The sequence below is a fragment of the Sphingomonas sandaracina genome, assembly GCF_036663695.1.
Lineage (GTDB): Bacteria > Pseudomonadota > Alphaproteobacteria > Sphingomonadales > Sphingomonadaceae > Sphingomonas.
The window spans coordinates 132227-155878 of the sequence record NZ_JAXOJK010000002.1 but is presented as its reverse complement, the minus strand read 5'-3'; the positions used below and the strand labels follow the sequence as shown (position 1 = coordinate 155878).

The 23652-nt window shown below is 63.8% G+C and carries 19 protein-coding genes; 10 read left to right on the top strand and 9 right to left on the bottom strand.

Features of this window, described 5'->3' with window-relative positions; genetic code table 11:
* Nucleotides 1-68: 68 nt before the first annotated feature.
* Nucleotides 69-899, bottom strand: a complete 831-nt coding sequence (locus tag U1707_RS06045) for a ferredoxin--NADP reductase (protein WP_332799200.1) — start codon at nt 897-899, stop codon at nt 69-71.
* Nucleotides 900-1065: 166 nt separating this feature from the next.
* On the opposite strand from U1707_RS06045, the gene uvrB reads away from it, so the two are divergent.
* Nucleotides 1066-3264 (top strand): excinuclease ABC subunit UvrB, encoded by a 2199-nt coding sequence (gene uvrB, locus U1707_RS06040; protein ID WP_332799199.1) that lies wholly within the window; start codon nt 1066-1068, stop codon nt 3262-3264.
* Between the two features lie 238 nt (nt 3265-3502).
* Entirely contained in the window at nt 3503-3784 is a 282-nt protein-coding gene (locus U1707_RS06035; RefSeq protein ID WP_332799198.1) for a HigA family addiction module antitoxin, read from the top strand.
* Here U1707_RS06035 and U1707_RS06030 read toward each other — a convergent pair.
* Complete coding sequence (locus U1707_RS06030; RefSeq protein ID WP_332799197.1) at nt 3781-4158, bottom strand: PRC-barrel domain-containing protein; 378 nt, start codon at nt 4156-4158, stop codon at nt 3781-3783. The two genes, U1707_RS06035 and U1707_RS06030, sit on opposite strands and share 4 nt — an antisense overlap.
* A 112-nt stretch (nt 4159-4270) precedes the next feature.
* On the opposite strand from U1707_RS06030, the gene U1707_RS06025 reads away from it, so the two are divergent.
* A complete protein-coding gene (locus U1707_RS06025; RefSeq protein ID WP_332799196.1) occupies nt 4271-4852 on the top strand; it encodes a hypothetical protein in 582 nt (193 codons plus the stop codon).
* An 802-nt stretch (nt 4853-5654) separates the two neighbouring features.
* Here the strand turns inward: U1707_RS06025 and U1707_RS06020 are convergent.
* The 3 genes from U1707_RS06020 to U1707_RS06010 form a co-directional block, all read right to left on the bottom strand.
* Nucleotides 5655-6152 carry a DUF2501 domain-containing protein gene (locus U1707_RS06020; RefSeq protein ID WP_332799195.1) on the bottom strand — a complete coding sequence of 166 codons (498 nt, stop codon included), beginning with the start codon at nt 6150-6152 and terminating at the stop codon, nt 5655-5657.
* A 68-nt stretch (nt 6153-6220) separates the two neighbouring features.
* Nucleotides 6221-6895 carry a hypothetical protein gene (locus tag U1707_RS06015; RefSeq protein WP_332799194.1) on the bottom strand — a complete coding sequence of 225 codons (675 nt, stop codon included), beginning with the start codon at nt 6893-6895 and terminating at the stop codon, nt 6221-6223.
* Nucleotides 6892-8409: a fumarate hydratase gene (locus U1707_RS06010; protein ID WP_332799193.1), complete on the bottom strand. Its 1518-nt coding sequence runs from the start codon at nt 8407-8409 to the stop codon at nt 6892-6894. The genes U1707_RS06015 and U1707_RS06010 overlap by 4 nt, the downstream gene beginning before the upstream one ends.
* A gap of 633 nt (nt 8410-9042) precedes the next feature.
* Here U1707_RS06010 and U1707_RS06005 point away from each other — a divergent pair.
* Nucleotides 9043-9372, top strand: a complete 330-nt coding sequence (locus U1707_RS06005) for a hypothetical protein (RefSeq protein WP_332799192.1) — start codon at nt 9043-9045, stop codon at nt 9370-9372.
* Between the two features lie 205 nt (nt 9373-9577).
* Here U1707_RS06005 and U1707_RS06000 read toward each other — a convergent pair whose 3' ends face one another.
* Entirely contained in the window at nt 9578-11332 is a 1755-nt protein-coding gene (locus tag U1707_RS06000) for a hypothetical protein (RefSeq protein ID WP_332799191.1), read from the bottom strand.
* A gap of 172 nt (nt 11333-11504) precedes the next feature.
* On the opposite strand from U1707_RS06000, the gene U1707_RS05995 reads away from it, so the two are divergent.
* The gene (locus U1707_RS05995; RefSeq protein WP_332799190.1) at nt 11505-12203 is read left to right on the top strand and encodes an NAD-dependent deacylase; all 699 of its coding nucleotides are present in this window, start codon (nt 11505-11507) and stop codon (nt 12201-12203) included.
* A 238-nt stretch (nt 12204-12441) separates the two neighbouring features.
* Here U1707_RS05995 and era read toward each other — a convergent pair whose 3' ends face one another.
* From era to lepB, 3 genes are all read right to left on the bottom strand, one after another.
* Nucleotides 12442-13365, bottom strand: coding sequence for a GTPase Era (era, locus tag U1707_RS05990; protein ID WP_332799189.1), 924 nt, complete (start codon nt 13363-13365; stop codon nt 12442-12444).
* Nucleotides 13366-13659: 294 nt separating this feature from the next.
* Nucleotides 13660-14322 carry a ribonuclease III gene (gene rnc / locus U1707_RS05985; protein WP_332799188.1) on the bottom strand — a complete coding sequence of 221 codons (663 nt, stop codon included), beginning with the start codon at nt 14320-14322 and terminating at the stop codon, nt 13660-13662.
* Nucleotides 14319-15143: a signal peptidase I gene (gene lepB / locus U1707_RS05980; protein ID WP_443025659.1), complete on the bottom strand. Its 825-nt coding sequence runs from the start codon at nt 15141-15143 to the stop codon at nt 14319-14321. The genes rnc and lepB overlap by 4 nt, the downstream gene beginning before the upstream one ends.
* A 125-nt stretch (nt 15144-15268) precedes the next feature.
* Here lepB and pgi point away from each other — a divergent pair, with 125 nt between their 5' ends.
* The 5 genes from pgi to U1707_RS05955 all read left to right on the top strand — a co-directional run bounded on the left by pgi (nt 15269) and on the right by U1707_RS05955 (nt 23622).
* The gene (gene pgi, locus U1707_RS05975; protein ID WP_332799186.1) at nt 15269-16759 is read left to right on the top strand and encodes a glucose-6-phosphate isomerase; all 1491 of its coding nucleotides are present in this window, start codon (nt 15269-15271) and stop codon (nt 16757-16759) included.
* Nucleotides 16760-16891: 132 nt separating this feature from the next.
* Nucleotides 16892-17269 carry a DUF4174 domain-containing protein gene (locus tag U1707_RS05970; RefSeq protein ID WP_332799185.1) on the top strand — a complete coding sequence of 126 codons (378 nt, stop codon included), beginning with the start codon at nt 16892-16894 and terminating at the stop codon, nt 17267-17269.
* Between the two features lie 125 nt (nt 17270-17394).
* Complete coding sequence (gene gorA / locus U1707_RS05965; protein WP_332799184.1) at nt 17395-18750, top strand: glutathione-disulfide reductase; 1356 nt, start codon at nt 17395-17397, stop codon at nt 18748-18750.
* Between the two features lie 371 nt (nt 18751-19121).
* Nucleotides 19122-22085: a TonB-dependent receptor gene (locus U1707_RS05960; RefSeq protein WP_332799183.1), complete on the top strand. Its 2964-nt coding sequence runs from the start codon at nt 19122-19124 to the stop codon at nt 22083-22085.
* Nucleotides 22086-22152: 67 nt separating this feature from the next.
* Entirely contained in the window at nt 22153-23622 is a 1470-nt protein-coding gene (locus U1707_RS05955; protein WP_332799182.1) for a glucoamylase family protein, read from the top strand.
* Nucleotides 23623-23652 lie beyond the last annotated feature (30 nt).

Below are 23652 nucleotides of genomic sequence, written 5' to 3'. Positions count from 1 at the left end.
CCTGGCATGCGACGGTGCAGTAATCCCTGGCCCCCCGCGTTCGCGGGGGAACCCAAAGCTCAACGCCATCAGCCGACGAAGGCGCGCTCGATCACGAACGTACCCGGCTTCGAATTCGCGCCCTCCTCGAAACCATTCGCCTCGAGCATCACCGCGAACTCCTTGATCATCTCGGTCGAGCCACACAGCATCGCGCGGTCGGTTTCGGGGTTGAGCTTCTGCTCGCCACGGACCGGATGGCCGAACAGCGACGCATCCTCGATCAGCGCACCGATCCGCCGCGTGGTACGGAACGGCTCGCGCGTCACGGTCGGGATGTAGTGGAACTGCGTCTGCGCTTCGTCGGCGATCAGCGGATCCTCCGCCAGCAGCCCGACCATTTCGTCATGATAGGCAAGATCGCTCACGCGGCGCACGCTGTGCACGACGATCACCTGCTCGTACGCCGCATACACGTCAGGATCGCGCATCAGGCTGAGGAACGGCGCGAGGCCGGTACCGGTCGAGAACATGAACAGGCGCTTCCCCGGCAGCAACGCGTCGAGCACCAGCGTGCCCGTCGGCTTCTTGCCGAGATACACTTCGTCGCCCGGCTGGATCAGCTGGAGCTTCGAGGTCAGCGGGCCATCCTCGACCTTGATCGACAGGAACTCGAGCTCTTCCGAATAATGCGGGGACGCGATCGAATAGGCGCGCATGATCGGCTTGCCGCCTTCCTGCGGAAGACCGATCATCACGAACTCGCCCGAGCGGAAACGGAACGTCGAGGGCCGCTCGATCGCGAAGCTTAACAGATGTTCGTTCCAGTGACGCACCCACAGCACCTTGGCGTTGAGGAACGCGGGGGTCTCGGGGATCAGCGCGGGCGCGCGGGTTGCTTCGACGGTCGGGGCGGTCATGCGTCTATTCCTTGGCCTACGCGCGGGCGCTGGCGGATTTATGGCTTGCGAAACGGTCGCATTATGGGCGCGAGCCGGACGGGTCAACAACAGCTAAACTTGGCATCGGCCAAACAGGTCCCGCGGCCGTTGCCGACTCACGCGATGTTCCCCATATTCCCCCTCGATGGCCATTCAAATCCGCACCAGCCTCGCCGAGCCCGAAACCGGCGACACCTTCGTGCCGCACCGCCCGACCGCGCGTCCCGACAAGGTCGAGGGCGGCAAGCGGTTCAACCTTGTCAGCGAATACGAACCCGCAGGCGACCAGCCGACCGCGATCGCCGAACTCGTCTCCGCGATCGGCGACGGCGAGAAGGACCAAGTGCTGCTCGGCGTCACCGGCTCGGGCAAGACCTTCACGATGGCCAGCGTCATCAATCGCGTCCAGCGGCCCGCGCTGATCCTCGCGCCGAACAAGATCCTGGCCGCACAGCTATACGGCGAGATGAAGTCGTTCTTCCCCGACAACGCGGTCGAATATTTCGTCAGCTATTACGATTATTACCAGCCCGAGGCGTATGTCGCCCGTTCGGACACCTACATCGAGAAGGAATCGTCGACCAACGAGTCGATCGACCGGATGCGGCATTCTGCAACCCGCGCGCTGCTCGAACGCGACGACGTGATAATCGTCGCGTCGGTATCATGCCTGTACGGCATCGGCTCGGTCGAGACCTATTCGGCGATGATCTTCGACCTCAAGAAGGGCACGACGGTCGACCAGCGCGAGATCGTGCGCAAGCTCGTCGCGCTCCAGTACAAGCGCAACGACGCGGCGTTCCAGCGTGGCAATTTTCGCGTGAAGGGTGACACGCTCGAGATCTTCCCGTCGCATTACGAGGACAGCGCGTGGCGCATCTCGTTCTTCGGCGACGATATCGAGGAGATCATCGAGTTCGATCCGCTGACCGGCAAAAAGGTCGCATCGCTGAATTCGGTGCGAGTCTATGCGAACTCGCATTACGTGACGCCCGGCCCGACGCTCAAGCAGGCGGGCGAGGCGATCAAGCACGAGCTGGCCGAGCGGCTGAAGGAGCTGGTGCTGGAGGGCAAGCTGCTGGAGGCGCAGCGTCTGGAGCAGCGCACGAACTTCGACTTGGAGATGATCGCCGCGACCGGCTCCTGCGCGGGGATCGAGAATTACAGTCGCTTCCTCACCGGCCGCATGCCGGGCGAACCGCCACCCACGTTGTTCGAATATCTCCCCGACAACGCGCTGCTGTTCGTCGACGAGAGCCACGTCACGATTGGCCAGATCAACGGCATGTCGCGCGGCGATCACCGTCGCAAACTGACGCTCGCCGAATACGGCTTCCGCCTGCCGTCGGCGATCGACAACCGTCCGCTGCGCTTCAACGAATGGGACGCGATGCGCCCGCCGACGACCTATGTCTCGGCGACTCCGGGCAGCTGGGAAATGGAGCAGACCGGCGGCGTGTTCGCCGAACAGGTCATCCGCCCAACCGGGCTGATCGATCCGCCCGTCGAGATCAAGCCGGTCGAGGAACAGGTCCAGGACCTGATCGTCGAAGTCGGCAAAACGACCGCGCTCGGCTACCGCACCCTAGTCACCACCCTGACCAAAAGGATGGCCGAAGATCTGACCGAATACATGCACGAAGCGGGCATAAAAGTCCGCTACATGCACAGCGACGTCGAGACGCTGGAGCGCATCGAGCTGATCCGCGACCTGCGGCTAGGCGTCTACGACGTCCTGATCGGCATCAACCTGTTGCGCGAGGGATTGGACATCCCGGAATGCGGGCTGGTCGCGATCCTCGATGCGGACAAGGAAGGCTTCCTGCGCTCCGAGACCTCGCTGATCCAGACGATCGGTCGCGCGGCGCGCAACGTCGACGGCCGCGTGATCCTGTACGCCGACCGCGTCACCGGATCGATGGAGCGCGCGATGAACGAGACGTCGCGCCGCCGCGAGAAGCAGGTCGCGTACAACACCGAACACGGCATCACCCCGACGACGATCCGCCGCAACATCGGCGACATCATCGCGCACGTGGCGAGCCAGGATCAGGTGACGATCCCGATCGACGAGGACCGCCCGCACATGGTCGGCCACAACCTGCGCGCGTATATCGAGGACCTCGAGAAGCAGATGCGCAAGGCTGCGAGTGACCTGGAGTTCGAGACCGCCGGGCGTCTTCGCGACGAGATCCGCCAGCTGGAGAACGAGGAACTGGGCCTGCCGGTCGACCAGCAGAAGGCACCGGTCATGGGGCGGTCAAACGAGGGCAAGCCCGGCACGCGGAAAACGCGTTACGGGAAGAGCCAGAAGATGCGAATGGGAGGATCGAGGTCGCGATAACGCTTGCGTGCTTTATGCTGCCCCAGGACACTAACGGATCGCCTATGCCTATTTGATGGTGGCCTATGATCCGCGGTTTTTTTCGATCATGAGACTGAGCGCGTTTCCGTCGGACGGCGGAGTCGCAAACTGCCGCCTGACGTTCAGCAGGCTGTCCGACGCAAACTTCGCCAGCTAGAAAATGCAGGTCGCTTGGACGATGTCCGGATCGAGGATTACCATCGCGGATGATGACCGGTTGGACAACGTCCACCCGGGCGATATCCTGCGCGAGGATTTTCTGATCGGGAGCGAAATTTCGTTTGAAGATGTCGCTCGGGACGCTCTGATCGAGCCCGCTCTTCTCCGTGAACTCGTAGCAAGCGAACGGGACATCGACCCTTCTATCGACGCACGCCTGACCCGATATTTCGGGATGTCAGACGGGTTTTTCCTTCGCCTCCAGGTCAGTTACGACGTCGAAGAGGTCAAGCGCAACGAGGCCGATGCGCTCGACCGGATCATTCCTCGCGCGGCTTAACCGACGACGAGGTCTTCGCTGCTCGACCCGTAATAACTGGCAACGCGATCGGCATAGGCTTGGTCGAACACCGGCGCGTTGTTCGCCCAGCTTGGGCCGCCTTCGAGGACGCGCTTGTCAATCGTGACGACGTAGAGGTCGCGGACGGCGTCGAACTGGAGCAGCGAGAACGGCAGCGGGTAGAAGCTCTTGCCCATGCCGAGGAAGCCGCCGAGGCTGAGAACGGCATGCGTGACGCGGCCGGTGCCCTTGTGGACCATGAACGCATGGACCGAGCCGACAGCATCGCCATCGCGGCTCTCGACCTTCATCGTGCCCGAAATGTTCGACTGGACGAGCAGCTGGGTCGGGGTCTGGGCGGCAGTGTCGGACATGAACGTTCTCCTGATTTCTTCCGTCGCTGAACCGGTATCACCGTGCGGCGGTTCCCGCCTAGACCGCTTCGTCGTACTTGAGCAGCAGCCGGGCGTGCCGCATAGCAATGCGATGCGCACTCCGTCTCCTCATCTCGTCGGCTTCCGATCGCTCGCCAGTCCCATCGCTCTAGCGCGACTTGCCAGTCTGGCGACGCTCGCCTCGATCGCCGGCTGCGTCCCGCCGCCTCGTGCGGAAGCGCCGCCGCCGCCGCGCGCCGTGGCCCCCGCCCCTGTTGCGGCGCCGCGTCCGGTACCGATCGCCGCAGACTGGCGCGACTGGCCGTATTCGCCGGGGACGTGGGTGTATCGCCGCGATGCGCGCGGCTCGATCGCGTTGTTCGGTCCCGCAAATGCCGATGCGTCGCTGACTCTGCGCTGCGACACTGCGGCGCGTCAGGTCTATCTGTCGCGTGCGGGCAGCACACCGACGCCGCTGACGATCCGCACATCGAGCGTTACGCGAGCCGTGTCCGTCCAGCCAACCGGAGGCACGCCACCCTACGTCGCCGCCGCCCTTAGGCCGAACGACTCGTTGCTAGAGGCGATGGGGTTCAGTCGCGGGCGGTTCGTCGTCCAGCAGGCCGGATTGCCGCCGCTGGTGGTGCCCGCCTGGGCCGAAATCGAGCGTGTTACCGAGGATTGCCGCGGCTGACATCGACGAAGCGGCAGTCGGACAAGATCGGCCGAAAACTTCCGTAAAACAAGGCTTGTATCGCGGGCGTGCTCGGCACACATTGGCGTTGCGGTCAGGCTTGGCCGCGTTGTTTCAACAAGCGAAAGGAGGTGATCCGATGTCTCATGGTTCAGCAGTGAGTTCGGTTCGGTTCGTTCGGGGGACGCACCGCTAAGGCCGTCGGCAGGCGTGGGGAGTATCCTCTCCCAGTCAACACGCGGGCCATAGGATGAAGCGGTACGCATGGTCCTCCGGGCTGGAGCTCTCCGGCCGCTGACCATGTCAGGGGGTTGTCGGTTCGTCGGGAGACGACCCGGCAACCTCTTTTCATTTGTAGGGTGTTTGGTTGGCCGAGTGGTCAGTCCAGATGCTGTTGACGTCGGCAATATATTGAGTTGAGGACGTGAGGAGTCGCTGAAGCCGCCCCCAGCCTATTCCGGCTGCTCAAGCTGGCACGCCGCGGCTGAGTGGGTGTTCAGCTTTCCCGCGGCGCCGGTTATCTCTGATGTTCTGCCTTATGGTGAAGACCTAAGGACCGAGCGTGCATCAGACTGACGCCTAAGCAGCCGAGGGGTACGAATGCATGCCACCCCACCGCCCTCGCCGTCATCCTGACGAAAGTCAGGATCCAGGATCGCACAGGGCAGTACCCGGCTATTCTGGATCCTGACTTTCGTCAGGATAACGTGAAATAGGCACGACGAAGTGTGTGGCTTATGCCCGCCGCTCTAGCCGCCGTGCTACTTGCGCCTCGGCTACCCTTATCCCGTCATTCTCTTCCTTACAGGAACGCCTTCGCCCGATTGAGGACGATGCTGCACATCCGCGTCTTCACTTGTCCGCCGAGATCGTCGAGCGAGAACGCCTGGCCGTTCGGGGCCTGCACCTCGCCTTCCCGGCCCGCCGCATAGCCTGGCGACGTCTGCACGTCCTGCCGCCCGGTCAGTCGCTGGAGGATCGACTGCGCGCCGGTGGCAGGCGCATTTGTCGAATTGCCCGCTCGCCGCGTCGTAGTCCGTCCACCGGTGAGTGCGCCCAGTGCGCCACCCTGGCCGAGCAGGTTGTTCTTCAAGCAATAGCCGAGCAGGCCGGCGGCATTGCCCGCGCCGATCGATCCGACGTTCGGCAACGCACCGCCGAGCAGGCCACCGAGGCCGCCTAGATCGCCAAGCCCGCCCAGAGCATCTTGCGTCGATGGCGATTGCGGCGCGCTAGTCTGTGCCGAGGCGGTGGTTGCCAGCGCGAAGGCTGTCACGAGGGCGATTGCGGTTCTTGGCATGATAGGGCGCTCCGATAGGGTGGTGGTACCAACGGGACAGGCCGGGCTCCGTTCCGATCGCAATGCGTTCACCGGCCGGCGAACAGCGTGTCGACCGATCCGCCATTGGCGCGCAACGCCGCCGCGACCTGTCGCCGCGCGTCGTAATAGGCCAAGGGCGCGGCTGAGGGATCGGTCCGGCGGAGACGCGCGGCCTCCACATCGGTGAGGCTGCTTTCGCCCGCGACATGATCCGCATACCCCTCCTGCTGCCAGGTCGGAAGCATCTCGCTACGTACTTCGCCAAGATGGTCGGCGATCATGATGTGGGTCGTCTCGTGCGCGATCACCCCGGACAGGGTTCGGGTGCCGCCGATCGGCCGAGCGTTCGTCACGCGATCGGCGGCGGTGTCGCTGTGGTTGAAGACGATCGCCGAACTGAACGGCCGGCGGAATGCGAAGGCACCCGGCGACTGGACCGCCAAGAGCCGCCAGCGCCAGCCGCCGTCCGTCAGGAACAGCGAGCGAGCGATCGGTCCGGTGTAGATCGGGCTCGATCGCAGTAATCCCTCGGCACGCGTCAGTTCGCTGCCGATCCGCGGATCGATCGGTCGCTCGGCATAAACGGTGACGGTGCCGATGCGTTGCTTGTACGGAAACGCGAGCAGCTGCGGCGCGTAGACGATCGCCACGGCAGGCAGAAGGAAGGCGGCCAGGATCCACCGGACGGGCCCACGCCCCCTTCTGCGTGCGCGCGTCGTCATGCCGGAGTGAGCAGTCCCTCGCGGGCGATCTTCTCGCGCCAGACGAGCGGCGCGAGCTGGTGGACGTTCTCACCCGCGGAATCGACTGCGACGGTCACCGGGAAGTCGACGACCTCGAACTCGTAGATCGCTTCCATGCCGAGATCGGCGAACCCGACGACCTTCGATCCCTTGATCGCGCGCGCGACGAGATACGCAGCCCCGCCGACCGCCATCAGATAGGCGGACTTGGCCTCGGCGATCGCCTGGGTGGCATCGCCGCCGCGCTCGGCCTTGCCGACCATCGCCAGCAGGCCCTGATCGAGCATCATCCGCGTGAACTTGTCCATGCGCGTGGCGGTGGTGGGGCCGGCGGGGCCGACGACCTCCGCGCCGACCGGATCGACCGGCCCGACATAATAGATCACGCGACCTCGGAAATCGACCGGCAGCGGTTCGCCCGCATCGAGCATGTCCTTGATCCGCTTGTGCGCCGCATCGCGTCCGGTCAGCATCTTGCCGTTGAGCAGCAGGCGGTCGCCATGCTTCCACGTCTGCACGACTTCGGGCGTCAGCGTATCGAGATCGACGCGGATCGCCGCCTTGTCCGGCGTCCAGTTGACGTCGGGCCATTCCTCCAGCTTCGGTGCCTCCAGATACACCGGGCCCGAGCCGTCGAGCACGAAATGCGCGTGGCGCGTCGCGGCGCAGTTCGGGATCATCGCCACCGGCTTCGATGCGGCGTGCGTCGGCCAGTCGAAGATCTTCACGTCGAGGATGGTGGACAGCCCGCCCAGCCCCTGCGCGCCGATGCCGAGCGCGTTGACCTTGTCGTAGATCTCGATCCGCAGCGCCTCGACGTCGTTCTTCGGCCCGCGCGCCTTGAGCTGCGCCATGTCGATCGACCCCATCAGCGACTGTTTGGCGAGGATCATCGACTTCTCGGCAGTGCCGCCGATGCCGATGCCGAGCATCCCCGGCGGGCACCAGCCCGCGCCCATCTGCGGGATCATCTCGAGCACCCAGTCGACGATCGAGTCGGATGGGTTCATCATCTTGAACTTCGACTTGTTCTCGCTGCCTCCGCCCTTCGCCGCGACATCGATCGAGACGGTGTTACCGGGCACCATCTCGACATGCATCACGCTCGGCGTGTTGTCCTTGGTGTTGCGGCGGGTGAAGGCGGGGTCGGCGAGGATCGACGCGCGCAATTTATTTTCAGGATTCAGATAGGCTTTTCGCACACCCTCATCGACGACCTCCTGCAAGCTGCGGGTCGAATCGAGACGGCAATCCTGGCCCCATTTGACGAAGATCGTGACGATGCCGGTATCCTGGCAGATCGGGCGGTGGCCCTCGGCGCACATCCGGCTGTTGGTGAGGATCTGCGCGATCGCATCCTTGGCGGCGGGGCTCTGCTCGGCCTCGTACGCGACGCCCAGCGCGCGGATATAGTCCATCGGGTGGTAGTAGCTGATGAACTGGAGTGCGTCGGCGACGCTTTCGATCAGGTCGGCTTCGGTGATGACGGTCATGCAGCGCCTTTACGGATGCGGGGATGCGCGCGTCTTAACCGCGTTCCGGCGATTTATGAAGACGGGGTTGCGCGACTGGCAGAGTGGGCGGGGGCCAAAGGTTACGATAAGGTCACACCAACGCGCGCGTTCGCGACGGGGCTAGAAGGCCAGTCGGCGTGCAAAGGACGGTCGACTTTGCAGCAGGGCTGTGATCGACAGTTTGAAAGAACCGAGAATCGAGCGTGACACCAAGGTCGCGTGTAGGACAGCGAAAACTGGTGGGCTTTGGCGGCAATGGGTTGACGGGTTTCGCCCAATTGCAGGCATTCGCAGCTGGCTGATCGAGCGGGATTTACGGGAGCAGGTAGGCGTAAGCCACGAAGAACGAGATCGTCATAGTGACAAGGACGATGCCTATGCCGAGCCAACCATTGAGAGGTGGCTTCTTCGAAGTGCTGGCTCCGCGAGGTAATTTTGTCATGCGGTGTCTATAGGCTCAAGCGGTTCCGAGCGAAACCCGAACCGACTGTCACCGGCTGGTCCATCCTGTCGGGAAAGCCGGATCGGCAGAAACCGCCCAAAGTTGGCCGTTGGAGGCGGCCTTTGTGCTTCCCGATTGCCGCCGTTCGTTCATGGAGGCATCATAGCGACATGGCCTTCCACACCAAACTGACGCTTATTGTCATGACAGTGATTCTTGCCGGTTGCGGCCCGGTGACGGCCGTAAGGAACGACACGAAGGCAAGTGTCTACATTGACTTTGTATCGCAACAGGTTCCGCGTCCACCATCGCCGCAAAAGTTAGCTTCCGGCGATGTCTACAGCGGCCCTTGGTCGCCAAAACAGGCAGGCACTCTTTATCTTGGAGGCAGCCCGGACCATCTTCGACAGTTCCCCGTCGCGACGCTCTGCAACATCGAAAAGCGAAGTTGCGATTTGCACGTTTCGCAGCTGCCAGCCTTCTCCGGGAACGGCAGCTAACCTCCCCATTCCGCTTTCGCCCACAACATCGCCATCCAAAGCCCCTCCACTGCTGCCCAACTTCTGCCATTCGTATAGCTTTCCACTTTGGCATGGTCTGGCCAATACCCGACTTGCAACTCTTGGCTTGGTGGCTTGATTTAGCTCCCGTTCGGGATGCTCGCAGCCGAAACCGGCCTGATCTAGCGGCCCCCACGATTTGATTTTAGGCCGCTACTTCCGCGGGCGTTCCGGCGTCGCGGCCTTCGGGTTCGGCTGGCGCACGCGGAATGTAGGGTTTAACGCGCATGGCGTTCAGCCGGCTTTCCGCGCCAATTGTTTTCAGGGCGGCGATCGTCTTCTCTCCGACCGTCCGATAGACAGGTTCGGCATCGACAATTCGACCGATGCGTAGCGCTGCTTTCAGGACATGAGGAAATTCAGGCCCTTGCAGCCCGCGCAGCAGGTTTACGTAGTCCTGCTCGGACAAGGATGCGAGAAACTCGATATCTTCAGGGTTCCAGCTGGCGTCGCGATCGATCTTCAGCAACAGCTCCTTTGGATCGCGCTCAAGCTTTATCGCGTCGCGTTTGGTTTCGAACGCCGTTGCCAGCTTCTGGTCAGGGACTTGGCGCAGGTTATGCTCGTCTATATTGAAGAACTGCCGTGTTTGTCCTGCATTTTGAAGAATATAATGCTCTATGAGGCGATCAGCTTCAGCATCATCGTCGAGCTCACGCAATGTACTAATAACGTTGTCAGCGTCGTGCAAACTCATGTCCTTCGCATGCGCCTCAAGCGAGTCAATCAATGCTTTCTTGAACTCGGCCTCGTCATTGGCAAAGCCTCTGCCAAGTATTTTCCATGGCTCGGTGATCACCCGGCGTATCTCGGTGCGATCCTGATCGTGGGCCAACCTCTTGGCCTCATTCCTCAAACGCTCGTCGTCGAACCCGCCCGACTGAAGTCCCGCAAGCAGGATCTCATCATATGCGTCGAAGTGCGTGAAGCCATAGGCATCGAGGACGGTGTTCCAGCGCACTTCGTCCTCAGAAGGGTCTTCTTTGAGCAGGTACGCCGCATAACCACTATGCTTTTTGATATGCTCGATATTAGGCGCGAGCTTCGGCTCGAAAACGGCCCATCCAAGTAACGCCATCGCTGAGATCGTATCGCCCAGAACGTTGGGATGGAGCGGTGTTACGATCGGCTCGACGAATGACAGAAAGCGTTTGATTCGACCGATCACCCGAATATTCGTAATGCCCAATTTGATGGTCGACTGGGCAAGAAGCCGTTCGGTCGGAAGCGCGTCGTCAAGCGCCGCCGCGGCGGACTCGGCGGGTGTCGGGCTGTAGCGTACTGCCTGATCGACGACCTTTTCCAGATGGGTCCTGAACGTTTCCCGTTCATCGCCCAGGCCCTCCTCATTGAGAAGAAGCAAAACTTTGCAGTTCTTCTCCTCGCGCAGCGACGAGACGAAGCCCAAGATATCCGAAACCGCCAGACCTTCACCGGCACGCTCGATGTCGTCGATGCATATGATCTGATTCTTGATTAGCAGCGATGCGCCGGGAACGATCAGGTCGGACGCCTTGTCGATCCAAGGGAGCGCAGAAACGATTGTCTTTAAAACGTTTACGCCTTTGCGGCCGCCCTGCTCGGCAATTGTCTTGATGCCTGCGCTCGATGACAAGAGCTCTTGGAACGATTGTAGCGTCGGCTCCAACGTTGGCGCATCGAGCCGTACAGTTGACTGGAAGATCGCAGCCTTAAGCGCATCGATACTTCGCACTCCGAAGGCCGACACATAGGCGTAGCGGTCCCGCGGCAGCTTCCCGGCCGCGCGGGCCGCTGTGAGCGCCGCACGCCAACCATAAGTTTTGCCGACGCCCCAACGCCCACTAATGCTCAACACCTCAGCGTCCTCGTTGCCGAGGAACCGGCGCATTTCCTGCTGAGCTAACAAAGTCGACATCATGTTTCTCCCAGACGGGCCACGGCGCTCATTCCCTCGATGTGCCCGACGCAACGATCGGGACCGTCCTGCGATACGACAACAAATGTCCGCTTACCTCAAGCCGCTGCTCCAAAGCGGCCAGTCCGCTTTCCTTCCCTTTCCGGAGATAACGAACGCAGTTTATCCTAGGTTGATGCATGACATCAGAAACATCGTCGTTCTTACCGGGGCTGGCATTTCGGCGGAGAGCGGGATTGCGACGTTTCGGGGGCCGGGCGGATTTTGGGAGGGGCACCGGGTCGAGGATGTGTGCACGCCTGAGGCGCTGGCGGCGGATCCTGAACTGGTGCACCGGTTCTACGATCTGCGTCGCGCGGCTCTGGCGACGGTCGAGCCTAACGCGGCACATCATGCGCTGGCGCGGCTGGACGCGGCCTGGGACAGCGAGTTGCTGATCGTCACGCAGAATGTCGACGACCTGCACGAGCGGGCGGGGGCGACGCGGATGCTGCACATGCACGGCGAATTGTTATCGGCCTTGTGTGCCGTGTGCGGTGCGCGCGAGCCCTGGACGGGCGCTTTGCCCGAGGGGTCGGTGTGTGGCGCGTGCGGGTCTCGGGCGCTGCGGCCGGACATCGTGTTCTTTGGGGAGATGCCGTACCAGATGGCACGGATCGAGGCGGCGTTGGCGCGGTGCGATCTGTTCGTGTCGATCGGGACTTCGGGCGCGGTGTATCCGGCGGCGGGGTTCGTGCAGACCGCGGCGTATCACGGGGCCGGTACGCTGGAGTTGAACCTTGATCCGTCGATGGGGAGCGTGTTCTTCGAGGAGACGCGGATCGGCGCGGCTGGGGTGTTGGTGCCGGCGTGGGTTGACGAGGTGCTCGGCTAGTTACCCGGCATCCACCCCGGCGGAGGCCGGGGGCCAAGAGGACAGGTCAGAGTAACTGAGCGCCCTCCGCCGTTAGAATCGTCCCCCGATTGGGCCCCGGCCTTTGCCGGGGTGGTTGTGGGTTGGGCGCGGTTGGTGCTGACCGAGGGCGGACAGATTGTTCTCCCGCGAAGGCGGGAGTCCAGGCTGGGCCCCCGCCTTCGCGGGGGAACACAGTGATGCGGGACCGGGCTTGGGGTCAGTCGACCCAGTCGAGGCCCATGTCGCGGTAGACTTCGCGGTCTTCGTCCCAGCCGGGTTTGACCTTTACGTGCAGATACAGGTGGACCGGCTTGCCGGTGATCGAGGCGAGTTCGATGCGCGAGCGGGCGCCGATTTCCTTGATGCGGACGCCGCCCTTGCCGAGGACGATCGCGCGTTGCGTCGGGCGTTCGACTAGGATCTGCTGATGGATCTCCAACGACCCGTCCTGGCGTTCGATATACTGCTCGGTCTCGATCGTGCTCGCGTAGGGGAGTTCGGCGTGGAGCTGGAGATACAGCTGCTCGCGCGTCACTTCGGACGCCAGCGCGCGCTCGGTCGAGTCGGACACCTGATCTTCGGGGTAGTGCCACGGACCCTCGGGCATCGCCTTGGCGAGCTGCGTCTTGAAGTGGGCGAGGCCGTCGCCGGTGCCGGCGCTGATGAAGAACGTCTCGGCGAACGGCAGCAGCGCGTTCAGTTTCTCGGCATGGATCAGCAGCTTGGTCTTGTCGGCGAGATCGACCTTGTTGAGGATCAGCCAGATCGGCTCGGTGCGGCCGATTAGCGACTCGACGATCGTCGTAACCTTGCCGCCGATCCCGCCCTTCGCGTCGACCACCAGCGCGATGATGTCCGACCCTTCCGCGCCGCCCCAGGCGGCGGCGACCATCGCCCGGTCGAAGCGGCGCTTGGGCTCGAAGATGCCGGGGGTGTCGACGAGCAGGATCTGCGTGTCGCCTTCGATCGCGACGCCCATCAGCTTGGCGCGCGTGGTCTGCGCCTTGGGGCTGACGATCGCGACCTTCTGGCCGACGAGCGCGTTGACGAGCGTCGACTTGCCCGCGTTGGGGGCGCCGACGATGGCGACGAGGCCGCAATGCTTTGGGGCGGAGATTTCAGGGGTAGTAGGTTCGGTCACTTAGGCTCTTTTCGGCATCGGGATATTCGGGGCCGGTCATACAGATAAAACGCTGTCGCGTCATTCCCGCCAAACTGTGGCGCTGTCGCCGCGTCGAGCGCAGTTTTAGGAAGGCAGTTGTTTCGCGCAGAGGCGCAGAGGACGCGGAGATGATGCGAATGAGGCGCCTGACCGCCGCGATAACACGCCGCCGAATATCTCGGTGTCTTGCCGGGCACTACCTTGCCCCGATCGCACCATCTCCGCGCTCTCTGCGCCTCTGCGCCTCTGCGCCTCTGCGCGAAAAAATCCTTTTTAGCCCAGCTTCTCCAGTAGCGCCTTGGCCGCGGCGGTCTCGGCTTCCTGTTTGCTGGAGCCGGTCGCGGTCGCTTCGGCGAGTTTGCCGACCGAGACGAGCATCGTGAATTTGGGCGCGTGGCCGGGGCCGGTGCGTTCGACGATGGTGTATTCGGGGGGCTTGCGGTTGTGGGCGGCGGCCCATTCCTGGAGGGCGGATTTGGGGTGTTGGGGGGCTTTTGCGCCGGCTTGGACGCGATCCCCCCAGGCGCCGCGGACGAAGGTGCGGGCGGCGTCGAGGCCGGCTTCCTGATACCAGGCGCCGATCAGTGCCTCCATCACGTCGCCTAGCACGTTGTCGCTGTCGCTGGCGCCATCGTCGCGCGCCTGCTTGCCGAGTTTGAGGTGCGCGCGGACGCCGAGTTCTCGCGCGACGTCGGCGCAGACGGGGCCGGTCACGAGCGCGTTGAGGCGCTTCGACAGCGAACCTTCGGGATCGGTGGCGAACAGTTCGTACAGCCACTCGGCGATGATCAGGCCGAGGACGCGGTCGCCGAGGAACTCGAGCCGTTCGTAGTTCGCGGCGGCCTGGCTGCCGTGAGTCAGGGCACGCTCGTACGGGGCGAGGTTGGTCGGTGTGCGGCCGAAGAGCGTCTTCAGCCAGCCGGCGAGGTCGCTCAAAAGCCTTCCCCGATACGGCTCCAGCGCGCGGCACTGACCCAGGTCCACGGCTTAAGCCATTCGGCGTCGCCGTCGGTGGAGAAGAAGTTGACGACTGCCTTGCCCTCGACGTTCTCGAGCGGGACATAGCCCATGCCGCTCGGCGCCGGGAAACGGCTGTCGCCGCTGTCGTCGCGGTTGTCGCCCATCACGAAGATGTGGCCGGCGGGAATGGTATAGAGCCCGGTGTCGTCGCGGTCGGGGAGTTCGGCCTGGTCGAGGACTTCGTAGCTGCGGCCGCCGGGAAGCGTCTCACGGAAGCGGGGGTAGCGGCAGATCTGCACGCCCTTGAGGACGTCGACGAACGGCGCGCCGCATTTTTCGGCGTTGAAATTGGCGGTCAGCGGGATCGTGAAGTCGGCGATGCGGAGCTTCGGGATCGCCTTGCCGTTGAGGTAGACGGTGCCCTGCCGCATCTGGATCGTCTCGCCGGGCAGGCCGATGACGCGCTTGATGACGTCGTGGTCGAGCACTTCGGGCGCACGGAAGACGACGACGTCGCCACGCGTCGGCGTGCTGCCGAAGATGCGGCCGGGGATCAGCGGCACGCCGCCGGGAAGCGACCAGCGCGAATAGCCGTAGTTCCACTTCGACACGAACAGATAGTCGCCGATAAGGAGGCGGGGCAGCATCGATTCGGACGGGATGCTGAACGGCGCGAAGATGAAGCTGCGCAGGATCAGCACGACCACGGCGAGCTTCAGCAGGAAGCGGAACGTCTCGCCCACTTCAGAACGGGGCGTTTCGGACCGCTGCGATTTCGTCTTCACGTCTTTTGCCATGCTCGCGGGTTTGCTCAACCTGCGCGCGTCGTCAAGCGTATGCGGGATACCTGTCACCGAAAGAGCGTTGTCGCGGTCTCGCGCTTGCAGCATGACCGGCGCGCACGTCTATTCGGAGAAGTAGCATGACCGCCGACTGGTCCAGACTCGAAGCCCTGCCCGCCACCAAGCTGACCGACCTGTTCGCAGCAGATTCGGAGCGACTGTCCAAGCTGAGCCTCGACGTCGCGGGCATCCATTTCGACTGGTCGAAGACGCATCTGACGACGGAGGCGATCGCGGCTTTCGAGGAGATGGCGAAGGCGCAGGACCTGTCGGGCAAGCGCCAGGCGATGTTCTCGGGCGAGATCGTCAACGTCACCGAGGGCCGCGCGGTCGAGCACACCGCCGAGCGCGGCGAGGGCAAGCCCGAGAGCGTCGCGATCGCGCAGGCGAGCCACGCGCGGATGCGGACGCTGATCGATGCGATCGAGGCGGATGCGCTGGGGCCGGTGCGGCATATCCTGCACGTCGGGATCGGTGGGTCGGCACTTGGGCCGCAGCTGCTGGTCGATGCGCTGGGGCGTGACGACAAGCGCTACGACGTCGGGATCGTCGCCAATGTCGACGGCGTCGCGCTGGAGGACATGTTCGCGAAGTTCGATCCGGCGGCGACGTTGCTGGTGGTCGCCTCGAAGACCTTCACCACGACCGAGACGCTGATGAACGCCGAGTCCGTCCTGCAGTGGATGACCGAGCATAATGTCGAGGATCCGTATGGCCGCGTGGTCGCGCTGACCGCGGCGCCCGAAAAGGCGATGGAATGGGGCGTCGACGAGACGCGCATCCTGCCGTTCGCGGAGAGCGTCGGCGGGCGGTATTCGCTGTGGTCGACGATCGGGTTCCCGGCGGCGATCGGGCTGGGCTGGGACAAGTTCGAGGAACTGCTGGAGGGTGCGGCCGAGATGGATCGCCACTTCCGCCTTGCCGCGCTGCATGAGAACGCGCCGGCGCTCGCGGCGTTCGCCGACCTGTATTACACGCAGGTTCGCGGGGCCGAGACGCGCGCGACGTTCGCGTATGACGAGCGGTTGCGGTTGCTGCCGAGCTATCTGCAGCAGTTGGAGATGGAGTCGAACGGCAAGGCAGTGACGGTCGAGGGCGAGCCGCTCGGGCGCCCGTCGGCGGCGATCACCTGGGGCGGGGTCGGCACCGAGGCGCAGCATGCGGTGTTCCAGTTGCTCCACCAGGGCACGCATCTGGTACCGGTCGAGTTCGTCGCGGCGATCGAGCCGGGCGACACGCTGCCCGAGGAGCATCACCGTGCGCTGTTGCTGAACGCGTTCGCGCAAGGGGCGGCGTTGATGGCGGGCAAGCAGGTCGAGGATCCGGCGCGGAGCTATTCGGGCGATCGGCCGTCTTCGACGTTGCTGCTGGACGATCTGGATGCGCGGACGCTGGGGGCGCTGATCGCGTTCTACGAGCACCGGGTGTTCGTGAACGGCGTACTGCTGGGGATCAATTCGTTCGACCAGTTCGGGGTCGAGCTGGGGAAGGAAATGGCGAAGGCTGCGGAGAAGGGCGGGCAGACGTTCGATCCTTCGACGGATGATCTGATCACGCGCGCGTTTGGGTAAATAGAGAAGGGAAGCGCCCTACCCTTCTCGTTCCCCCACGGAGGCGGGGGCCCAGGATACCACCCGCAGCGCTTGCGACCCTGGGCTCCCGCCTTCGCGGGAGAACTAGGAGGGCTAAGGCGTTATCTCCTTATGCCCCTCCTCCTCGCTGTCGCGCTCGCCGCCTCGCCCACCATCGCGCAGATGAAGTGGGAGCGGCGCGTGTTGATCGTTGCGGCGCCTTCGCCCGAAGACGCGTCGCTTGCCGAGCAGCGCCGCATCCTCGCGGTCTGGAAAACCCGGGCGGACGCGCGCGACCTCTCCGTTGTGGAAGTCGTGGGTGATCAGGTCCGCGGCGCAGGCGACACGGCCGCGCAGATCCGGCGCAAATACCGCCTCCCCCCCGCGTTCACCGCGATCCTGATCGGCAAGGACGGCGGCGAGAAGCTGCGCAGCGCGAAGCCCTTTCCCGCCGCGGGGCTGGAGGAAACGATCGATGCGATGCCGATGCGCAAGGCGGGGCAGCGATAGACCGCGCCACTCACACTCATCGTCATGCCGGCCTTGTTCCGGCATCCACCGTGCCCCAAGTGGCACCCGAACCCGTGGCACGGTGGACCCCGGAACGAGTCCGGGGTGACGACGAAGGATGACGCGTGACCGATACTCAATTCGACTATGACCTCTTCGTCATCGGCGCAGGCTCAGGCGGGACGCGTGCGTCGCGCGTCGCCGCCGCGCATGGCGCACGCGTTGCGGTTGCCGAGGAATACCGGGTCGGCGGCACCTGCGTGATCCGCGGCTGCGTACCGAAGAAGCTGCTGATCTACGGCGCGCATTTCGCCGAGGATCTGAAGGACGCCAAGCGCTTCGGCTGGCAGGTGCCCGACGACTGCGCGTTCAGCTGGCCGACGCTCCGCGACAACGTCATGGAGGAGGTCGACCGGATCAACGGCGCCTATACGACCACGCTCCAGAACAACCATGTCGACATCATCCACCAGCGCGCGGTCATCTCCGGGCCGAACGAGGTGACGCTCGCCGATGGCACCGTGAAGACCGCGGCCAAGATCCTGATCGCGGTCGGCGCGCATCCGCTGGTGCCAGACTTTCCCGGCGCCGAGCACGGCATCACCTCGAACGAGGTCTTCCACCTCGACGACGTGCCGAAGCGCGTCCTGATCGCGGGGGCGGGTTACATCGCCAACGAGTTTGCCGGGATCTTCCATCAGTTCGGCGCGCACGTGACCTTGGTCAATCGCACCGATGTGATCCTGCGCGGCTATGACGAGTCGATCCGCGACCGCCTGCTCCAGATCTCGATGAGCAAGGGCATCGATTTCCGGTTCAATGCCGCGTTCGAGAGCATCGAAAAGGGCGATGACGGCTGCCTGACCGTCAGCATGAAAGGCCATGATCCGATCACCGTCGATCTGGTCATGTTCGCGACCGGCCGCCTGCCGAACACCAAGGGGCTCGGGCTGGAAACCGCTGGCGTCGAGATGGACGCGGCCGGCGCGGTGATCGTCGACGAAGATAACATGTCGAGCTGCGACTCGATCTTCGCGGTCGGCGACGTCACCAACCGCATCCAGCTGACCCCGGTCGCGATCCGCGAGGGGCAGGCGTTCGCGGACACGTTCTTCGGCGGCAAGCCGACGCGGGTCGATTACGCCAACGTGCCCGCCGCGGTGTTCAGCCACCCGCCGATGGCCGGCGTCGGCATGACCGAGTCGCAGGCCAAGCAGGCGCTTGGCTCGGTCAAGGTCTACACGTCGGACTTCCGTCCGATGAAGAACGTGCTGGCGGGGCGCACCGAGCGGTCGCTCTACAAGATGATCTGCGACGGCGAGACCGACCGCGTGGTGGGTATCCACATGATCGGCCCCGACTGCCCGGAGATCCTGCAGTCGGCCGCGGTGGCGGTAAAGGCTGGGCTGACCAAGGCAGACTTCGATGCGACGGTCGCGCTGCATCCGACGATGGCGGAAGAGTTGGTCCTTATGAGATAAGGGTATTCTCCGTTCGTCCTCTTGAGAGACCGTTTGGAGTACCGCCTCCGCACTTCGCGATGCGGCGGCATCCCCCGGCGCCACAGGTATTGTTGCGGAAAAGTCACGACGCGTCGCGCAATGATACCGACGTACAGCAGGGCACTGGCTGCCCGGCATAACGCGGCGTAAGCCCCCCCTCCCGGCGCCATACGCAAACATGCGCGTCGCCGGGACCGTCTCCATGAGGAGCGGTTCGCGGGAGTGGATCAGGGCATGGAAGTGCGGCGATCGCGACGCAGGATACCGACGGTCGGCACGAGTGCTGACGAGACGGTGCGACGCGCGATCCGTCTGTCCCGATGCGCCTTCCCAACAGGGGACATTGGGACATGAAGACGATAATGGCCACGGCGCTGCGCGCCGCACTGGCAACGACGACGATACTCGGAACGACCGCGACGCTGATCGCACCCGCATCGGCGCAGACCACGACCGCTGCGATCCGCGGCCAGGTACGTGACGCCGCCGGTGCGACGGTCGCGGGGGCCACCGTAGTTGCGGTCAACGACGGGACCAACCAGACCTTCCGCGCGACCACCAGCGCGACGGGCAGCTATGTGCTGAATGGCCTGCGCCCGGCGACCTACACGATCACCTTCACCGGCCCCGACGGCGCGATTTCCGCGCAGCGCATCTCGGTCGGCGTCGGCCAGTCCGCAACACTCGACGCGGTGCTCGCCGCGCCAACCGCGGCGGCGCCTGCCGGAACTACCGGCGCGACTGCCGAGGGTGGCACGACTAGCGGCGGCGCCAATGAAGGCGGCGAGATCGTCGTCACCGCGGGCAAGCTGGTCGAGACCAAGACCTCCGAAGTCGCCACCAACGTCAGCCAGAACCAGATCCGCATCCTGCCGCAGGGCGATCGCAACTTCCTGACCTTCGCCGCGCTCGCGCCGGGCGTCCGCTACAACGACAGTGAGACCAACAAGGGCATCACCGCGGGTGCGTCGCCGGCGAGCCAGGTCAACGTCTTCATCGACGGCACCAGCCTGAAAAGCCAGACGCTTGGCGGCATCGCCGGCCAGACCGACAGCCGCGGCAACCCGTTCGGGCAGCTTGCGGTCGGCGAATTCCGCGTGCTGACGCAGAACTACAAGGCCGAGTACGAACAGGCCGGGTCGGCGATCATCACCGCGATCACCAAGTCGGGCACCAACGATTTCCACGGCGAGATGTTCGGCCAATATACCGATCGCAGCCTGACCGCCGCCAACATCATCGACGAGCGCGCCGGCCGCGGCAAACCGAAGTTCGAGCGCAAGCAATACGGCATCTCGCTCGGCGGCCCGATCATCAAGGACAAGCTGTTCTTCTTCGGCGCGTACGAAGGCAACGACCAGGATCGCGCGTCGAGCGTGACCGTCGGCCAGCGTACGCCGGAAAACCTTGCCCGGTTCGGACAGTATGAAGGCACCTATGTCAGCCCGTATCGCGGCGATTTCTACTTCGGAAAGCTGACCTTCACCCCCGACGAGCGCCAAGTGTTCGACCTGTCGTTCAGCCGCCGCCAGGAGACCGACATCTCCGGGTTCGGCGCCAATTTCGGCTCGGCCAACATCGCGTATTCGGCGGCAGTCAACAAGATCAACAAGACCGACACCTATACGTACAAATGGACCTATACCGGCGACAGCTTCGTCAACGAATTCAACGCGACCTATCTCGACACGGTCTACAACCCGTCGTCGCTCAACCCGGACGATCCGAGCTTCCAATACGAGGGCGTCATCACCTTCGGCGGAAAGGATTCGACGCAGCGGATCAGCCAACAGAGCTACACGCTGCGTGACGACCTGACGTATAACGGCCTGGACAACCACGTGATCAAGGGCGGCATCCGCTTCGCCTTCCAGGATTACGACTTCACCAAGAACTTCTACGTCCAGCCGAACTACTTCTTCCAGAGCGACGCGGCCAGAGGCCTCGATTTCAGTTTCCCGGCGACCGCGCAGCTCGGCGTCGGCAATCCGCGGATCATCGCGTCGAATTCGCAGCTTGGCGTCTATCTTCAGGACGATTGGGATATCACCAGCAAGTTGCAGCTCAACCTCGGCCTGCGCTGGGACTATGAGAGCAACCTGTTCAACAACAAGTATCGCACGCCGGCCGCGGCGGTCACGACGTTGAATGCGCTACCCAAGACCGATTATTTCGATCCCGCGAACTACATCACCGACGGCACCGATCGCCCGACGCGCAAGGACATGTTCCAGCCGCGGATCGGCTTCAGCTATGATTTCAACGACGACCAGCGCACCGTCTTGTTCGGCGGCTACGGCAAGTATTTCGACCGCAACGTCTTCAACAACACGCTCGACGAGCAATTCCGGCTGCAATACCAGACCGGCGTCTTTTACTTCTCGCGCGATGGCCAGCCACGCGACGGCAACCCGACGGTGGTGTGGAACGAAAGCTATCAGACCCGGGAAGGCCTGCTCGCACTGCGCCAGACCGCGCAGACCGGCTTGCCGCAATTGTTTGCCGTGAAGAACAACGCGAAGGCACCGTCGACCGACCAGTTCAGCCTTGGTCTCCGCCAGAAGTTCGGGATCTTCCGCGCCTCGGTGACCGGGTCGTATGTCCGCGGGCAGAACGGCTACACGCACCTGTTCGCGACGCGCAATGCGGACGGATCGTGCTGCGACACGACGATCCCGCGCGAGAACGGCTTCAGCAACGTGCTGATCGGCTATGACGGCTTGCGGACGCGCTACAAGGCGCTGCTGGTAACGATCGACAAGGACTATACCGTGTCGTCTGGCTGGGGCTTCAACCTTGCCTACACGCTGTCGAAGGCCGAGCAGGACGGCGGCGACCTGTTCAGCCTCGATAAGGTGACGCCCGATCGATACGGCTGGCGGCCGATCGCCGATCAGGACGAGCGTCACCGGATCGTCCTGTCGGGCATCGTCGACCTGCCGGTCGGGTTCCAGTTCTCCACGCTGACGACGCTGGGCAGCGGCACCGCATTCCAGCTGCTCGACCAGTCCGCCGGTACCAGCGTCAACCAGCAGACCATCCGATCGCTGTACCGACCGAAGAACTGCCTCGGCAGCGTGTTCGCGTTCTGCGAGGTCAATCTGACGCTGCAGAACAACATCAAGGTGTTCAACACGCACAACATCAACGTCGCGGTCGACCTGCTCAACGCCTTCAACAACAAGAACTATACCGGTTATTCCGGGAACCTCGGCGTCGGCCAGACCTATAACTTCGGTGACCCGACCAACCTGCCGACCGGGCTGCTCACCCTGCCCCGTCGCTTCCAGTTCAGGGTCGGATATCGTTTCTGATGCGTTAATCGGCGGGCGGCCATGTTGGTCGCCTGCCGCCATCGGCGGTCCCCGATCAGGAGTATCCATGCTCGACAGACGGCAGTTACTGGGCGCCGGCGCACTATCACTCGGCGGACTGACGGCAGGGTGTACATCGGTTGGACGACCGATCGTCAAAGCGTTTCAAGACGTTACGGGTTTCACCCCCGCCCCGGCACCGTCCGCCAACCCGCTGATCGACAATCTCCAGGAGCGCGCGTTCCTGTATTTCTGGGATACGACCAACCCTGCGACCGGGCTCGCGCTCGATCGCTGGCCTACGCCGTCGTTCTCGTCGGTCGCGGCGGTCGGCTTCGCGCTGACCGCCTACCCGATCGGCGTCGTCAACGGCTGGATCACGCGCGAACAGGCCCGCAGGCGGACGCTTGCGACACTGGCCTTCTTCGCCGATGCGCCGATGGGACCGGAGCCGACCGGCAACAGCGGCTACAAGGGATTCTTTTACCACTTCCTCGGCATCACCAAGGGCCAGCGGTTCGCCCGCGCGGAAGTGTCGACGATCGACACTGCGCTGATGCTCGCCGGCATGCTGTTCGCGCAAAGCTGGTTCGATGACGATCATCCCGAAGAACAGCGGATCCGGGCGCTGGCGGACCAGATCTACGGCGCGGTCGACTGGACCTGGATCACGCCGCGCGCGCCGTTCCTGGCAATGGGCTGGCACCCCGAGAAGGGTTTCATCCCGAGCGACTGGAACATCTATAACGAGGGGATGCTGATGTACCTCCTCGCACTAGGCTCGCCGACGCATCCGCTGCCGCCGTCGACCTGGGGCGCGCTGACCCAGAAGTTCGAGCCGAGCTGGACCGATCGCTACGGCGCTCCCTATCTCCATTACCCGGCGATGTTCGTGCACCAGTACAGCCATGTCTGGGTCGATTTCCGCGGCATCCGCGACGCGTATATCGCGACCAAGGACATCGATTATTTCGAGAACAGCCGGCGGGCGACGATCGCCCAGCGCGACTATGCGATCGCCAACGGGGGTACCAATGGCGCCGGTTTCGCAGGCTACGGTCCCGACGTCTGGGGCCTGACCGCATGCGACGGGCCGGGCGATTTCAAGGCGACCGTCAACGCGCGGCAACGCGAATTCTTCAGCTATTCCGAACGCGGCCCCGGCGCGCGCGACGACGGGACGCTCGCGCCGACCGCCGCCGTCGGCTCGATCGTGTTCGCGCCGGATATCGTGATACCGGCGATCACCGCGATGCACGATCGCTACGGCAAGGGCATCTACGGCAAATACGGCTTTTTCGACGCGTTCAATCCGACGCTGACGGAAATGGGGGAGCCGCTCAAGCATGGCCGCATCGTTCCCGGCATCGGCTGGGTCGATTCGGACTATCTCGGGATCGATCAGGGGCCGATCGTCGCGATGATCGAGAACTGGCGGACCGGGATGGTGTGGAACACGATGCGGAAGAACCCGCATATCCGCCGTGGGCTGGATCGTGCCGGATTCACCGGAGGATGGCTCGCTCGCGTCCCCTGACGGGGGTTTCGCGAACACGCGGGACGGCTT

Coding starts and splice junctions, on each gene's coding strand:
- U1707_RS06045 (WP_332799200.1), bottom strand. CDS start 899: ATGACCGCCCCGACCGTCGAAGCAACCCGCGCGCCCGCGCTGATCCCC.
- uvrB (WP_332799199.1), top strand. CDS start 1,066: ATGGCCATTCAAATCCGCACCAGCCTCGCCGAGCCCGAAACCGGCGAC.
- U1707_RS06030 (WP_332799197.1), bottom strand. CDS start 4,158: ATGTCCGACACTGCCGCCCAGACCCCGACCCAGCTGCTCGTCCAGTCG.
- U1707_RS06025 (WP_332799196.1), top strand. CDS start 4,271: ATGCGCACTCCGTCTCCTCATCTCGTCGGCTTCCGATCGCTCGCCAGT.
- U1707_RS06020 (WP_332799195.1), bottom strand. CDS start 6,152: ATGCCAAGAACCGCAATCGCCCTCGTGACAGCCTTCGCGCTGGCAACC.
- U1707_RS06015 (WP_332799194.1), bottom strand. CDS start 6,895: ATGACGACGCGCGCACGCAGAAGGGGGCGTGGGCCCGTCCGGTGGATC.
- U1707_RS06010 (WP_332799193.1), bottom strand. CDS start 8,409: ATGACCGTCATCACCGAAGCCGACCTGATCGAAAGCGTCGCCGACGCA.
- U1707_RS06005 (WP_332799192.1), top strand. CDS start 9,043: ATGGCCTTCCACACCAAACTGACGCTTATTGTCATGACAGTGATTCTT.
- U1707_RS06000 (WP_332799191.1), bottom strand. CDS start 11,332: ATGATGTCGACTTTGTTAGCTCAGCAGGAAATGCGCCGGTTCCTCGGC.
- U1707_RS05995 (WP_332799190.1), top strand. CDS start 11,505: ATGCATGACATCAGAAACATCGTCGTTCTTACCGGGGCTGGCATTTCG.
- lepB (WP_443025659.1), bottom strand. CDS start 15,143: ATGGCAAAAGACGTGAAGACGAAATCGCAGCGGTCCGAAACGCCCCGT.
- pgi (WP_332799186.1), top strand. CDS start 15,269: ATGACCGCCGACTGGTCCAGACTCGAAGCCCTGCCCGCCACCAAGCTG.
- U1707_RS05970 (WP_332799185.1), top strand. CDS start 16,892: ATGCCCCTCCTCCTCGCTGTCGCGCTCGCCGCCTCGCCCACCATCGCG.
- U1707_RS05960 (WP_332799183.1), top strand. CDS start 19,122: ATGAAGACGATAATGGCCACGGCGCTGCGCGCCGCACTGGCAACGACG.
- U1707_RS05955 (WP_332799182.1), top strand. CDS start 22,153: ATGCTCGACAGACGGCAGTTACTGGGCGCCGGCGCACTATCACTCGGC.